The sequence below is a fragment of the Micromonospora sp. DT63 genome (assembly GCF_049841615.1).
In the GTDB taxonomy this organism is placed as follows: domain Bacteria; phylum Actinomycetota; class Actinomycetes; order Mycobacteriales; family Micromonosporaceae; genus Micromonospora.
In genome coordinates, this window is record NZ_JBNCKQ010000003.1 from 381,285 (window position 1) to 395,875 (window position 14,591).

A 14,591-nucleotide genomic window follows, 5' to 3' on the forward strand; every position below is an offset into this window, starting at 1 on the left:
TCTGTGCCGGGCGGGCGTCGTGTGTCGTGGACGGCTCAGCCGACTGTGAACTTCTCCCAGATGCCGATGGCCGGGCGATTGGCGATCAGTGGCTTCGACCCGGCGCCGTCTGCGGTGACGTAGCGGCCGTTGACGACGGCCTTGAAGCTCACCGTGCCGTCGCTGTTGCGGGTCATGGTGAACCGCTCCCAGGCGCCGACCGTGGGCCGGTTCGCGATCAGGGGTTTGGTGCCGGCACTCTCGGCCGTGACGAAGCGGTTGTTGGCGCGGGCGAAGAGGCCGACCTGACCGGCGCCGAGGTCGACCACGTCGAACCGCTCCCACGCGCCGGCGGTCGGCCGGTTCGCGATCAGCGGCTTCGCACCTGCGCTCTCGGCCACGACGTAGCGGCCGTTGACGCTGGCCTTCAGAGACCTGTTCGCGTCCGCGACCGGCACCTGGTGGAACTTCTCCCAGGGGCCGATGGCGGGTCGGTTGGCCGACAGGGCGACGGCTCCGCCGGGCTCGGCGGCGACGTACAGCCCGTTACTCGCCTTGAGGCTGACGGTGCCGTCGCTGTTTCGGACGACCGTGAACGCTTCCAGGGTGCCGACCAGCTGGCTGGTGGCGTTCAGCGTTGCCAGGTCGGATGGAGTCTGGGTGACGTAGAGGCCGCTGGCCCGGGACAGGAGGGCGACCTGACCGTTGCCGGCGTCCGCCAGGTCGTACTGCGCGGTCGCCGTCAACCCGACCTGGTTGGGCAGGAGGTTCGGCGCGGTGGTGCCGACGTAGCGGAGGTTGGACAGGGCGAGCAAGCCCACGGTCGCCGTCCGCCGCAGCACGCTCACCTTCTTGGTGCTGCTGCCCGACAGGCCGTCGGCGCCGCTGACGCTGACGGTGACGTCGTAGGTGCCCGGCGTGGCGTACTTGTGTGTGACGCGCGGGCTCGCCTGGCTGACGGAGGTGCCGTCGCCGAATGTGAACTCGTATCGATCGATCGGGACGAAGCCCGGCTGGGAGGCGGAGGCGTCCAGGCTGACCGTGCTCGTGCCGAGGTCCAGGGTCGCCTCGAAGGACGACACCGGATGCTTGGCCGGCTCCGTCGCGCCACGGTCGGCGTACGTGATCGGGCCGGCGCCGGTGTTCGGCACGGCCGGGTCGTCACGACGTGACAGGCCAGCGGTGTCGACTTCCTGGTAGCCGGGTGCCGCTGAGTTCGCCGAGTCGACGTTGTCCTGATTTCTCGTCGTTTCCCGGTCGTGTGCGGCCTGCCCGGAAACGGTGCGGAACCGGGTGAGCCCCATCAGGGTGCCGTTCCAGGAGTAGCTGGGCGCGGACGCGGCCCAGTGCCAGACGTTGTTGTACTCGATCACCGTGCCGGCCGGTGCCTCGTCGTAGACCCCGACCTCGACTCCTACGGGGGCCTGTCGATCGCAGTAGACCTGGGAGAAGGCGCCGTTGTTGCGGAGCACGTTGTTCTGGATCGAGACGCGGGAGGACGCCCCGTCGATCCGGACGCCGCCGAGGCAGCGATCCTGGATGTCGTTGTTCGCGATGGCCGTACCCGTGGCTCCGCGGTTGTGGATGCCGTAACCGATCCCGCCGAGAATTCGGTTGTTGGCCACCACCGTGTCGGAGGCGCCAGGGCCCACCTCGATGGCGGGGCCGGAGAAGCCGCCAACATCGCTGCCGAGGATGGTGTTGCGTGGCCCGTCGACGCGGATGCCCACGCTCCCCTCGGTAGCGGCTTGGATCGGCGTGGCGGACACCAGCACGTCGTCGACGACCACCCCGCTGGTGGCAGCATCCATGGTCAGCCCGCCGGGGAGGGCAGCTCCGGTGGCCCTGACCTCTTCCAGCAGCGCTCCCGTCACGTCGACGAGTCGGATGGCGGGCACCGTCGCGACGGCCGCCATCGTGAACCTGCCGCCCGCGACCAAAATGTTCGAGGCGTTGCGTAGGTCGAGGGCTGGCACGTCGGCCGCCCCGCTGACGTTGAACCCCTCGATGTGGATGTCGTGTTGCCCGTCGACGACCAGGCCGGCGGTCGGCCCGACAAGCGTGACCGACGCCCCGGAGGTCCTGGCGATGAAGGCGATCGACGCCTCCGGCGTGCCGCTGCGGGTGACGGTGACCCGCTCGGCGTAGAGGCCGGCGTCGACGTAGACCGTCGTGCCGGCGGTCACCACGGCAGCGGCAGCACCGATCGTGCAGAACGGCGCTGCTTCGGATCCGGGCCCCTGGTCGGAGCAGTTGGCGGCAGCCTTCTTGACGTAGAAATCCGTTGGTTCGACCGCTTGGGCGGGTCCGCCCGTCGCCAACAGGGTGCCGCCGGTCACCGCGGTCACGGTGAGACCGGCGAGGAGATTCTTGCGCATGCGTGCCCTCTGTCGAGGTGGAGGATCCGGCGTCGCCGGAGTCGGAGGGAAAAGATGATCCACTACCGGTGGGTAGCGCACGATCCTGGGCGACAAAACGGCCACGCGGTCCCACCGGCACCCGTGGTGGCCTCCTGGCCGGCCGGACCGCCGGGTAGGAGAGAATGAGGTACGTGACGACGATCCCGAACGTGCTCGCCAACCGGTACGCCTCGCCCGAGTTGGTCGCCCTCTGGTCACCGGAGGAGAAGGTCCGGATGGAGCGGCGGCTCTGGCTCGCCGTGCTCCGCGCCCAGCGCGACCTCGGGGTGCCCGTGCCGGACGGTGTGGTCGAGGCGTACGAGCGGGTGCTCGACCAGGTCGACCTCGCGTCGATCGCCGAGCGGGAGCGGGTCACCCGGCACGACGTGAAGGCCCGCATCGAGGAGTTCAGCGCGCTGGCCGGGCACGAGCACGTGCACAAGGGGATGACCTCCCGCGACCTCACCGAGAACGTCGAGCAGCTTCAGGTGCGCGCCTCGCTGGAGCTGATCCGGGACCGGGTGGTGGCCACCCTGGCGCGGTTGGCGTGGCTGGCGTACGAGCACACCGAGCTGGTGATGACGGGCCGCTCGCACAACGTGGCGGCGCAGGCCACCACGTTGGGCAAGCGCTTCGCGTCGGCGGCGGAGGAGCTGCTGATCGCGTACGAGCGGCTGGAGGAGCTGATCGCCCGCTACCCGCTGCGCGGGATCAAGGGGCCGGTCGGCACGGCCGCCGACCAGCTCGACCTCTTCGACGGCGACGCCGACAAGGTGGCCGAGCTGGAGCGACGGGTCGCCGAGCACCTGGGCTTCGCGCGGGTGCTGGACAGCGTCGGGCAGGTCTACCCGCGCTCGCTGGACTTCGACGTGCTGTCGGCGCTGGCGCAGACCGCCGCCGCGCCGTCGTCGCTGGCGACCACGATCCGGCTGATGGTCGGTCAGGAGCTGGTCACCGAGGGCTTCAAGCCGGGTCAGGTCGGCTCCAGCGCGATGCCGCACAAGATGAACACCCGTTCGTCGGAGCGGGTGAACGGCTTCGCGGTGATCATCCGGGGTTACCTGTCGATGGTCGGGGAGCTGGCCGGTGACCAGTGGAACGAGGGGGACGTGTCCTGCTCGGTGGTCCGCCGGGTGGCCCTGCCGGACGCGTTCTTCGCCGCCGACGGGCTGTTCCAGACCTTCCTGACGGTGCTCGACGAGTTCGGGGCGTACCCGGCGGTGATCAACCGGGAGTTGGAGCGGTTCCTGCCGTTCCTGGCGACCACCAAGATCCTGGTGGCGGCGGTGCGGCGCGGCGTCGGCCGGGAGGTCGCGCACGAGGTGATCAAGGAGCACGCGGTAGCCGTGGCGCTGGCCATGCGCGAGAAGGGCGCCCCGGAGAACGACCTGTTCGACCGCCTGGCCGCGGACGGCCGCCTGGGCCTGACCCGCGCGGACATCGACACCCTGGTCGCGGACCGCTCCGCCTTCGTGGGAGCGGCACGATCCCAGGTGGAATCGATAACCCGCCGCATCACCAAGGTCGTGGAAACCCACCCGAACGCGGCAACCTACTCCCCGCCGCCCATCCTGTAACCGCGCCGCCTTGCCCGGTGATCAAGAGGTTTGCGTCATCTTTGATCTCCTGAATGACGCAAACCTCTTGATCACCGGGCAAGGGCGGGGGCGGGCTGGGGTTACTCGCCGGTGGGGGTTTCTGCGGCTGTTCTCAGGTTGGGGGCGCTCGCCGGTTCGGCGATGCCGCCGAGGGATTCCGCGAAGGCCGGGTCGGTGGCGGTCTCCGCGGCCACGGCCGGCTGGTCGGCCGGCATGACCGGGGACATCGTGGGTACGGCGATGACCGCCGTGCCGTACGCGCAGATCTCCATCCACATCTCACCGCAGTCCCGGCTGTCGAAGCGCATGCCGATCACCGCGTTCGCGCCGAGGCGCAGGGCCTCCTCGCCGAGGCGGGTCACCGAGTCGGTACGCCACCGGGTCAGGTTGTCCGGTGCCATCGGGTCGTACGCGCCACCGCGCAGGTTCTTGACACCCTCGCGGTACGGGTTGCGCGTCCTGGCCATCGATGACACCACCTCACCGAGAATCTGGCGGATCTCGTAGCCGGGCAGTTGCTCTGTCGTCACGACCAGCACGGTTCCGATGCTGTCAGGAGTTGCGCGACCCGATCGTGTGCCGTGTTCACCTGATCGGATGCTGCAAAACGACGCGGCGCGGACGGTCGGCACGCCGCCGACCATCCGCGCCGACCGGGCGCTAACTGTCAGACACCGGCCGTCGAGGTGATCCAGGCCCGGTTGTACGCGACACTGCCGTAGTTCTGGATGCTCGACCCGTCGGCGGTGGAGGCCACGCCGACCTGCTGGCCGTTGTAGAACTGCGGCCCGCCCGAGTCGCCCCGCCAGGCGTTGCCGTTGATCCGGGTGCTGCGGATCGCCTGCCCGCCGTACGCGTCGGTGGCACTGTTGCTGGTCACCCGGACGGTGGCGGTCTTGAGCTGGCTGGAGGCGTCGCACCCGCTGTAACAGGTCATGCCCCACCCGTAGATCGAGTTGGTCGAGTTGATCGGCGGGTTGCTGCTGGCCAGGGACACCGCCGAGGTGCTGACGGTGCTGGAGAGCCGCATGAGGGCCAGGTCGTTACGGGTGTAGGTGGCGCTGACGGTGCGGGTGACCCCGCCCGAGGCGCGGTAGACGCTGCCGACCCGGACCGACATCGTGCCGTTGATGCAGTGTCGGGCGGTGAGCACCCACTGCGCGGCGATCACACTGCCCGAGCAGGTGAACGAGCCGTTGCTGAACACCGCGGCCGCCCAGGGGGCGGACGAGACGGTGCCGCCGCCGATGATGGGTTGGGGGCCGGCCGGGGCGGCGGACGCGCCGGACGCGGCGGCGAGGGCGCCGACCAGCGCGGTGCTGATCAGGGCGAGCAGGGGACGAACGCGCATCGGTGGACTCCTTGGAGGGGCTGGGGCCCGGGGTCGCCGGGTGCCCGGTGGCGACAGCGGGAGGTCCCCGCCGCCACTGGCATCGAGCCATGTCGATGTACTCTAGGGCCGACGAGCATCGTTTTCAAGAAGCTCATCGAGATCAACCAATGTAACGATTCGGCTACCCAGCGCGCCGTATATGCCCTGCTGGGGCCGCCTGTCCCGCCCTGCCGGCCGCCCCCGCCGCCGGTTATGTGGATCACTGCCTGAACTGCGCCCGGCCGGTGCGTCCGCGGCGGTATCTGCCAGGTACGCTGGCTGCGCTCGCCCGTTGTGGGTCGGCACCCAACTGCGTACACAGTCAGGAGTGCCCAGTGCCTCGCGTCGTCGTCGACGTCATGCTCAAGCCCGAGATCCTCGATCCGCAGGGCCAGGCCGTCGCAAACGCGCTGCCCCGGCTCGGCGTCAGCGACGTCGCCTCAGTGCGGATCGGCCGGCGCATCGAGATCGACTTCACCGGTGAACCGGACCTGGACCGGGCCCGGGAGATTGCCGACAAGCTGCTCGCCAACCCGGTCATCGAGGACTTCACCGTCCGCCTGGTCGAGACCGACGAGACCGCGGACGCCCGCTCGTGACCGCCCGGGTCGGTGTGGTCACCTTCCCCGGCTCGCTCGACGACGGGGATGCGGCCCGCGCCGTCCGGATCGCCGGCGCCGAGCCCGTCCGGCTCTGGCACGGTGACCCGGATCTGCACGGCGTGGACGCGGTGGTGCTGCCCGGCGGCTTCTCCTACGGTGACTACCTGCGCTGCGGCGCCATCGCCCGGTTCGCCCCGGTGATGGAGACGCTCGTGGACGCCGCCCGGGGTGGCCTGCCGGTGCTCGGCATCTGCAACGGCTTCCAGATCCTCTGCGAGGCGCACCTGCTGCCCGGCGCGCTCACCCGCAACCAGCACCTGCACTTCCGCAACCGGGACCAGGTCCTGCGCGTCGAGTCGGCCGGCACGGCGTGGACCAACGCGTTCCAGCCCGGCCAGGAGATCCTCATCCCGGTGAAGAACGGCGAGGGCTGCTACGTCGCCGACACCGCGACGCTGGACCAGCTCGAAGCCGAGGGGCGGGTCGTCGCGCGCTACGTCGGCGGCAACCCCAACGGGTCGCTGCGCGACATCGCGGCCATCACGAACTCCGCCGGCAACGTCGTCGGCATCATGCCGCACCCCGAGCACGCGGTGGAGGCGCTCACCGGCCCCTCGCTGGACGGCCTGGGCTTCTTCACCTCGGCCCTCAAGCACCTGGTGGGGGCGCCCGCGTGAACGCGAGCAGTCGGTCAGGCGGGCACGAGCGCAGCGAGGAGAGGTCATGACCACCCATCCGGACCCGGTACGGGACACTCCGGAGGCGTACTCCGCCCCGGCGCAGCCGACCGAGCCGCTGGCGCAGCCCGCCGCCCCGTCCCAGCCGGCGACCGCCGACTGGACCGACGGCGTGGACACCGTGCCGCGCGCCGGTGGTACGCCGGGCGAGCTGCAGCCGTACACCGAGCTGGGTCTGCGCGACGACGAGTACGACCGGATCCGGCAGATCCTCGGCCGTCGACCCACCCAGTCCGAGCTGGCGATGTACTCGATCATGTGGAGCGAGCACTGCTCCTACAAGTCGAGCAAGGTGCACCTGCGTCAGTTCGGTGAGAAGGCCCCGCACAGCGACCGGATGCTCGCCGGCATCGGCGAGAACGCCGGCGTGGTGCAGGTCTCCGACGAGCTGGCGGTGACCTTCAAGGTCGAGTCGCACAACCACCCGAGCTTCGTCGAGCCGTACCAGGGCGCGGCGACAGGCGTCGGCGGCATCGTCCGGGACATCCTCGCCATGGGCGCCCGCCCGATCGCCGTGATGGACCCGCTGCGCTTCGGCGCGGCGGACCACCCGGACACCGCCCGGGTGCTGACCGGCGTGGTTGCTGGCGTGGGCGGCTACGGCAACTGCCTCGGCCTGCCCAACATCGGCGGCGAGCTGGTCTTCGACCCGTCCTACCAGGGCAACCCGCTGCTCAACGCGCTCTGCCTGGGTGTGCTGCCGGTCAGCCGGCTGCAGAACAAGGCCGCCGCCGGCCCCGGCAACGTCGTGGTGCTGATGGGCGCCAAGACCGGCCGGGACGGCATCGGCGGCGTATCGGTGCTGGCCAGCGCCACCTTCGACGAGGGCAGCGAGGCCCGTCGCCCGGCCGTGCAGGTCGGCGACCCGTTCACCGAGAAGCTGCTGATCGAGGCGTGCCTCGAGCTGTACGACGGCCAGCTGGTCGTCGGTATCCAGGACCTCGGCGGCGCCGGCCTGACCTGCGCGCTCACCGAGACCGCAGCGGCGGCCGGCACCGGCATGCGGGTCTGGCTGGAGCGGGTGCCGCTGCGCGAGCCCTCGATGGACCCGCACGAGATCCTGGCCAGCGAGTCGCAGGAGCGGATGCTGCTGGTCGTCGAGCCGGACAAGCTCGAAGCGGTGCTCAAGACCTGCGAGAAGTGGGGCGTGCTCGGCACCGCGATCGGTGAGGTCACCGCGCCCGAGCCGGACGGCCGCCCCGGCCGACTGCTGATCACCTGGCGGGACCACCTGGTCGTCGACGTGCCGCCGGGTTCGCTCGTCGACGACGGCCCGGTCTACGCCCGGCCGATGCGGGAGCCGGCCGACCTGATCCTGCTCCAGGCAGACCGTGCCGAGACGCTGCCCCGCCCGGCCGACCCGGAGGCGCTGCGGGAGACCGTGCTGCGCATGATCGCGTCGCCGAACCTGGCCGACAAGACCTGGGTCACCGAGCAGTACGACCGCTACGTGCTGGGCAACACGGTGCTCGCGCAGCCGGAGGACGGCGGCGTGATCCGGATCGACGAGCGGACCGGGCTCGGTGTGGCGCTGTCGGTGGACGGCAACGGCCGGTACGCCCGGCTCGACCCGTACAACGGCACCAAGCTGGCCCTGGCCGAGGCGTACCGGAACGTGGCGGTGACCGGCGCGAAGCCGATCGCCGTCACCGACTGCCTCAACTTCGGCTCTCCGGAGGACCCGGGCGTGATGTGGCAGTTCGCCGAGGCCGTGCGCGGCCTCGCGGACGGCTGCCTGGAGCTGGGCATCCCGGTCACCGGCGGCAACGTCAGCTTCTACAACCAGACCGGCGCGGCGGCCATCCACCCGACCCCGGTGGTCGGTGTGCTGGGTGTGCTGGACAACGTGGCGGACCGGGTGCCGATGGGCTTCGTCCCGCGTCCCGGCGGCGAGCACGACCAGCTCTACCTGCTCGGTGAGACGAACGTCGAGCTGTCCGGCTCGGAGTGGGCCTGGGTGACGCACGAGCACCTCGGCGGCATCCCGCCGCAGGTCGACCTGCTCCGCGAGAAGGCGCTGGCCGAACTGCTGGCCGAGGCGGCCCGGGTGGGTCACCTCAGCTCGGCGCACGACCTGTCCGACGGTGGCCTCGCCCAGAGCCTGGTCGAGTCCTGCCTGCGCCGTGGCGTCGGCGCCCGGATCGCGGTGCCGGAGCAGTTCGCCGACGGTTCGATGCCGTTCGTGTACCTGTTCAGCGAGTCCGCCACGCGGGCGCTGGTGTCGGTGCCGCGGGGCCACGACAAGGCGTTCGCGGCGCTCTGCGCCGAGCGGGGGGTGCCGTTCGAGCTGATCGGCGTCACCGACCCGACCGGCGGCGCGCTGGAGGTGCACGGCCAGTTCCGGATCGGTCTGGACGAGCTGCGTGCCGCGCACACCGAGACGCTGCCGCGTCTCTTCGGCGGCGTTGCGGCCGTCGACGTGCCCGCGCCGGCGGCCGGCGTGGCGGGCGCGGTCGAGGCCGTGCCGCTGCCGGGTGCCCCGGCCGAGCCGGTGGACGCGTCGGAGGTGCTCTCCGAGCCGATCGCCTCGGCCGGTCCGTCCCCGCAGACCGGAGCTGTCGACCCGGTCGGGTCGGAGCAGCCGGGCGAGTCGTCCGAGTCTGACCCCGGTGCCGCCGAGCCGTCGCCTGACGAGCGCTGAGGCGTTGACCGCGGCCGTCTACGGCCAGCCCGGGTCAGGCGCCCGTTTCGACTGGGGCCTGACCGGGGCGGCCGAGCTCGGTCGGGTCTGCGCGGCGCTGGTGGTGGTGGACGTCCTCTCGTTCACCACCGCCGTCGAGGTGGCGGTCGCCCGGGGCATGCGGGTGCACCCGTTCCCCTGGGGCGAGCAGGCCGCCGAGTACGCGGTGCGGGTCGGCGCGGTCGCGGCGGTGGGCCGTCGCCGGGTGACAGCCGACCATCCGTGGTCGCTCTCGCCCGCCGCGCTGAGCACCGCGCCCGTCGTGGCCGACCTCGTGCTGCCCTCACCCAACGGCTCCGCGATCAGCGCGGCCGCGAGCGCCACCGGCCTGCCGGTCGTCGCGGCGTGCCTGCGTAACGCCCGCGCCGTCGGGCGTTGGCTGCGCCGCCAGGGGTACGGCACGACGGACGCCCCCATCGGCGTCGTCGCCTCGGGTGAGCGGTGGCCGGACGGGTCGCTACGACCGTCGGTCGAGGACCAGCTCGGCGCGGCGAGCGTGCTGGACGCCCTGTCCGGTGTGCCGGGTGGCCTCTCCGTGGAGGCGGCCATGGCGCTCGCCGCGCTGGCCAGCACTCCGGACGTGCCCGCCGCGGTGCGCGGCAGCGTGTCCGGTCGCGAGTTGACCGAGAGCGGCTTCGGCGCCGACGTCGACGTCGCGGTCCGGGTGGGCGTGTCGGACGTCGTGCCGGTCCTTCGCCAAGGCGTCTTCTCCGCCGCCTGACCCGACCCGCCCGGCCCGTGACACGCCCCCGCCCCCTCCCCGGCGATCATGAAGTTATTGCCCACGCGCCCGGCGTGTCGGGGTAATAACTTCATGATCGACAGGGTGTGGTGGGTGGGTGATAGCCGGAACGGCCGCCCGGGGGACCCGGGCGGCCGTTGTCGTATCTGTTGTGGTGGGGTCGTTCAGTCGTCCAGCCAGTCGAGGCGTCGGCCACCCCGCTCGGTGGGCGGCGGGTTGTCCGGCCGGGCCCGGCCGCCCTGCTGCTGTCCGTAGCCGGCCTGGTCGTAGCCCCGGTCGTCGTAGCCGCCGCGTTGCTGCGGGGCTTCCTGTCCGTAGCCGCCCTGGTCGTATCCGCCGGCCTGCTGCTGGCCGTAGCCGGCCTGGTCGTAGCCCCGGTCGTCGTATCCGCCGCGTTGCTGCGGGGCTTCCTGTCCGTAGCCGCCCTGGTCGTACCCGCCACCCTGCTGCTGGCCGTAGCCGCCCTGGTCGTACGCGCTGGTCGGCTGGCCGTAGCCGCCGGCCGGCTCCGCCGACCGACCGCCGCCGTACGGGGCCGTCGGCTCGGGCTGGCCGTAGCCCGGCGCCTGCTCCGGCTGGTAGACGCCTGTGGCGTACGGGTCGGCCGGAGCCGGGTACTGGGTGCTGTCACCGGTGTACCGGCCGGTCGGCTCGTCGAAACGCTCGCCGTAGCCCGCCCCACCGGCGGGAGCGGGCGGGTAACCCACGCCACCGGCCGGGGCCGTGTAGTCACGGCTGCCGTAGCCGCCACCGGAGGAAGGCGCGCTGCCGTAGCCGCCACCCGGGGCCGCGGCACCACCGTAGCCCGCCCCCGAGCCGGGTGCCGCGCCGTAGGCGTCCCCCGCCGGGCCGGCGCCGTAGCCGCCCCCCGGCATTGCCGTCGTGCCGTAACCGCCGCCCGAGGAGGGCGCGTTGCCGTAGCCACCACCGGCGCCGTAGCCGCCCGGGGCGGGCTCGTCGCCGTAGCCGGTGCCACCCCAGCCCTGCTGGTCTGCGGCGCCGTAGGGCTGCGCTGGCGCACCGTACGGGTCCGGAGGCACGTCGTCGACCACCGGGCGGTGCATCATCGTCGGCGCCTCGCTGAGCGCCGCGCCACCGACCATTGTCGGGTCGGGACCGCCACCGGCGGGGTTGACCACCCGGGTGCGGTCGTCCGCGCCGTGGAAGGCACCCCGGGCCGCCGGCACAGCGCCGGCCGCACCGGCCGCGCCAGCGGTCGCCGGCTCGTCATCGTCGTCGCCGCTCTCGCGGCGCTTCATCCAGAGCAGCACGATAGTGCCGACACCGGCCGCGACCAGCAGGCCGCCGAGCAGGATGATCAGGTACGACCCGAAGCCGCCGCCGTCGTCCTCGTTGGCGGCGTTCGCCGGGGCGCCCGGGCTGGCCTCCTCGGACGGCTGCTCCTCGCCGTCCTCCTCGGTCGCTTCCTCGGTGGGGACGGCCTCGGCGCTGGCGGACGGCGTGGCGCTGGGCGTCACCTCAACCTTGATCTCCAGGCTGATCCGCTGGCCGGTGATGGACTGCCCCGCGCTGGCGTTGAAGCTCTTGAACGCCTTGATGTTGTCGGAGGACGCGCCCAGGTCGATCCGCCCGGGAGTGATCGGAGCGGAGGTGCTGCCGGTGAAGCGGAAGTTGCCGCTGCCGTCGCTCAGGGCGTCGTAGCGGTGACCCCCGCTGTCCTGAAGGACGACGAAGGCGTTCGGCACCGCGGTGTTGTCGGCCTTCTTGACCACCTTGCCGGAGACCGACTTGACGGTCTGCGTCTGCTGCGGCGTCGGCGGTGCCGCGGCCTTGCCCTTCACGGTCAGCGAGACGTTGGCGGTGTCCGGGCCCGAAGCGGCCTCCACCGCCACCGTGATGTTGGTGGTCGCGTCGCCGGCGTTGTCGTTGGCCGCGATCCGGACCAGCACCGAGCCCTTCGGGCCGCCCAGGCCGCCGCCGGAGAGTTTGACATCGCCACAGCCACTGGCGCAGCTGACGCCGGACGGCAGCCCGGAGAGGCTGACCTTCGCCGACTCGTCGTTGTCACCGCCCGTGATGCGCACGGTGATCGTGGCGTCGCTGCCGGCGTTCACGGTGACCGAGCCGGGGGAGACGTCGACCTCTGCGGCCAGGGCTGGTGTGGCGGGGACGGCGAGCAGAGCGCCGGCAACCAGCGCTACGACCACACCGGCCCGCTGCTTCCAGGCACGTCGGTGTGTTGACACGTCCACCGCCTTCCGGGCTGACTTCCCTTGACCGGCGGGGCGCCGGGCCGGGGATCATCACGGTACGAATACGCCGTCGGCCACTATGCCTTGTCTGACTGGATCGGCGCGACCCAGGGCCAGCGTCGAGTGCTTCACCTGTGCGTCGTATCGTCCCGTCGTGTCCTCTCCGCACAGTAAGTCCGTCGCCGTGGTGGCGGCTTTGTCGGCGCTTGACGAGGGGCGTACGCCCGAACGGCCGGTACTCCGGGAGGCGGTCCGGTCCTTGTTGGCCGTCCTCGCGGAGCGCGCCCCCGGCCGATCGGTGGAGGTGCGCGTCCCACCATACGGTGCGGTCCAGTGCGTTCCCGGTCCTCGACACACCAGGGGAAACCCGCCGAACGTGGTCGAGATGTCGCCGCAGACCTGGTTGGAGTTGGCCGCCGGCCGGATCACGTGGGCCGAGGCGGTCACCGATGGTCGTGTTCAGGTGAGTGGCATTAGGGCGGACCTCTCGGCGTATCTGCCCCTCTAGCTGCACGGATGTCCGGGTGATCGTGACTCTCGGCAGGGAAATCGTGACTATCTGTATTGACGGCGACTCGCGTACACTGTCAGGCGACGACAGTGGTCCCGGCCGAGGAGTGTGGATCCGCACCGTGATCCCCGCCAGGCCGGTCCAGACCAGCATGAGGGAGCGGTAGTGCCCCGAGGCGACGGCCGGCTGAGCCACGACCTTGACCCCCAACGACCCGGCCCCCAGGACGCCTGCGGCGTCTTCGGTGTCTGGGCCCCCGGTGAAGAGGTCGCCAATCTGACCTACTTCGGCCTCTACGCCCTGCAGCACCGGGGCCAGGAGGCCGCAGGCATCGCGGTGAGCGATGGCTCGGGCGTGGTGGTCTACAAGGATCTCGGCCTGGTGGCCCAGGTCTTCGACGAACCCACCCTGGCCAGCCTGCGTGGCCACCTGGCGATCGGGCACGCCCGATACTCCACGACCGGCGCCTCCAACTGGGAGAACGCCCAGCCGACCATCCGGTCGACCAGTTCCGGCACGACAATCGCGTTGGCCCACAACGGCAACCTGGTCAACACCGCCGAGCTGGAGAAGGAGGTCGCCGAGCGCGGCCTCGTCGCGGACGGTTCGACGAACGACACGTCGCTGGTGACCATGCTGCTGGCCAGCCATCCGGACCTGTCCGTCGAGGCGGCCGCGCTCAAGGTCCTGCCGCAGCTGCGCGGGGCGTTCAGCTTCGTCTTCATGGACGAGTCGACGCTGTACGCGGCCCGCGACGCGCACGGTGTGCGCCCGCTGGTGCTCGGCCGGCTGGAGCGTGGCTGGGTGGTGGCGAGCGAGACCGCCGCGCTGGACATCGTCGGCGCCAGCGTGGTGCGCGAGGTCGAGCCCGGTGAGCTGATCGCGATCGACGAGGAGGGGCTGCGCTCCACCCGGTTCGCGTCGCCGGAGCCGAAGGGCTGCCTCTTCGAGTACGTCTACATCGCCCGCCCGGACGCGACCATCGCCGGGCGCAACGTGCACGCGGCGCGGGTGCAGATCGGCCGTCAGCTGGCCAAGGAGCACCCGGTGGAGGCCGATCTGGTCATCCCGGTGCCCGAGTCCGGCACGCCGGCCGCGATCGGTTACGCGGAGGCGTCCGGGATCACCTACGGCGCGGGCCTGATGAAGAACCCGTACGTGGGCCGCACCTTCATCCAGCCGTCGCAGACCCTGCGCCAGCTGGGCATCCGCCTCAAGCTCAACCCCCTGCGCCAGAACGTGCGCGGCAAGCGGCTGGTGGTCGTGGACGACTCGATCGTGCGCGGCAACACGCAGCGGGCCATCGTGCGGATGCTGCGCGAGGCGGGGGCGCTGGAGGTGCACGTCCGGATCTCCTCCCCGCCGGTCAGCTGGCCGTGCTTCTACGGCATCGACTTCGCCACTCGGGCGGAGCTGCTGGCCAACGGGTTGGACAACGACGGCATCCGGCGTTCCATCGGCGCCGACACGCTGGGTTACGTCTCGCTTCCTGGCCTGATCGCCGCGACCGAGCAGCCGAAGACCCGGCTGTGTCGGGCGTGTTTCGATGGGGAGTACCCGATCGAGCTGCCGGCCGGCAACCTGATCGGCAAGCACGTCCTCGAAGGGGTGGGCCGCCGGGTCGCCAACGCGACGTCGGAAGCCCCGGACAGCTTCGGCCCGCTCGTCGCCACTCCGGGCGGCGTGACCGCAAACCGCCCGTAGCACCAACCGGCGCGGCCCGGCCACCGCCGGCGCGGCACCGAGAACCACAAAGGG

The 14,591-nt window shown here is 71.5% G+C and carries 11 protein-coding genes; 7 read left to right on the forward strand and 4 right to left on the reverse strand.

From position 1 onward, the window contains the following. Window positions 1–35: 35 nt before the first annotated feature. Window positions 36–2,357: a PKD domain-containing protein gene (locus ACLQ27_RS14125; RefSeq protein WP_357491428.1), complete on the reverse strand. Its 2,322-nt coding sequence runs from the start codon at window positions 2,355–2,357 to the stop codon at window positions 36–38. Window positions 2,358–2,530: 173 nt separating this feature from the next. Here ACLQ27_RS14125 and purB point away from each other — a divergent pair, with 173 nt between their 5' ends. Then, a complete protein-coding gene (gene purB / locus ACLQ27_RS14130) occupies window positions 2,531–3,955 on the forward strand; it encodes an adenylosuccinate lyase (RefSeq protein ID WP_425867076.1) in 1,425 nt (474 codons plus the stop codon). A gap of 101 nt (window positions 3,956–4,056) precedes the next feature. Here the strand turns inward: purB and ACLQ27_RS14135 are convergent, their stop codons facing one another. Both ACLQ27_RS14135 and ACLQ27_RS14140 read right to left on the reverse strand, forming a co-directional pair. Beyond that, a complete protein-coding gene (locus tag ACLQ27_RS14135) occupies window positions 4,057–4,620 on the reverse strand; it encodes a YbjQ family protein (protein WP_234583158.1) in 564 nt (187 codons plus the stop codon). Window positions 4,621–4,643: 23 nt separating this feature from the next. Then, complete coding sequence (locus ACLQ27_RS14140; protein ID WP_425867079.1) at window positions 4,644–5,327, reverse strand: S1 family peptidase; 684 nt, start codon at window positions 5,325–5,327, stop codon at window positions 4,644–4,646. A gap of 356 nt (window positions 5,328–5,683) precedes the next feature. Here ACLQ27_RS14140 and purS point away from each other — a divergent pair, with 356 nt between their 5' ends. Genes purS through ACLQ27_RS14160 form a run of 4 tightly spaced genes read left to right on the forward strand, consistent with a single transcriptional unit; the run spans window position 5,684 to window position 10,088 of the window. Continuing rightward, window positions 5,684–5,947: a phosphoribosylformylglycinamidine synthase subunit PurS gene (gene purS / locus ACLQ27_RS14145; protein WP_007454310.1), complete on the forward strand. Its 264-nt coding sequence runs from the start codon at window positions 5,684–5,686 to the stop codon at window positions 5,945–5,947. Beyond that, entirely contained in the window at window positions 5,944–6,627 is a 684-nt protein-coding gene (gene purQ / locus ACLQ27_RS14150; RefSeq protein ID WP_234583160.1) for a phosphoribosylformylglycinamidine synthase subunit PurQ, read from the forward strand. Before purS ends, purQ begins: the two co-directional genes overlap by 4 nt. Window positions 6,628–6,673: 46 nt before the next feature. Further along, window positions 6,674–9,328: a phosphoribosylformylglycinamidine synthase subunit PurL gene (purL, locus tag ACLQ27_RS14155; RefSeq protein WP_425867081.1), complete on the forward strand. Its 2,655-nt coding sequence runs from the start codon at window positions 6,674–6,676 to the stop codon at window positions 9,326–9,328. A gap of 4 nt (window positions 9,329–9,332) precedes the next feature. Next, window positions 9,333–10,088 carry a 2-phosphosulfolactate phosphatase gene (locus ACLQ27_RS14160; RefSeq protein ID WP_357492081.1) on the forward strand — a complete coding sequence of 252 codons (756 nt, stop codon included), beginning with the start codon at window positions 9,333–9,335 and terminating at the stop codon, window positions 10,086–10,088. 185 nt (window positions 10,089–10,273) lie between these two features. Here ACLQ27_RS14160 and ACLQ27_RS14165 read toward each other — a convergent pair whose 3' ends face one another. Further along, the gene (locus ACLQ27_RS14165) at window positions 10,274–12,316 is read right to left on the reverse strand and encodes a hypothetical protein (protein WP_425867083.1); all 2,043 of its coding nucleotides are present in this window, start codon (window positions 12,314–12,316) and stop codon (window positions 10,274–10,276) included. Window positions 12,317–12,506: 190 nt separating this feature from the next. Between ACLQ27_RS14165 and ACLQ27_RS14170 the strand changes: the two genes are divergently transcribed. Together ACLQ27_RS14170 and purF are read left to right on the forward strand one after the other, a co-directional pair. Then, window positions 12,507–12,830, forward strand: a complete 324-nt coding sequence (locus ACLQ27_RS14170; protein ID WP_357492079.1) for a sterol carrier family protein — start codon at window positions 12,507–12,509, stop codon at window positions 12,828–12,830. A gap of 168 nt (window positions 12,831–12,998) precedes the next feature. Then, complete coding sequence (gene purF, locus ACLQ27_RS14175; protein WP_234583164.1) at window positions 12,999–14,537, forward strand: amidophosphoribosyltransferase; 1,539 nt, start codon at window positions 12,999–13,001, stop codon at window positions 14,535–14,537. Window positions 14,538–14,591 lie beyond the last annotated feature (54 nt).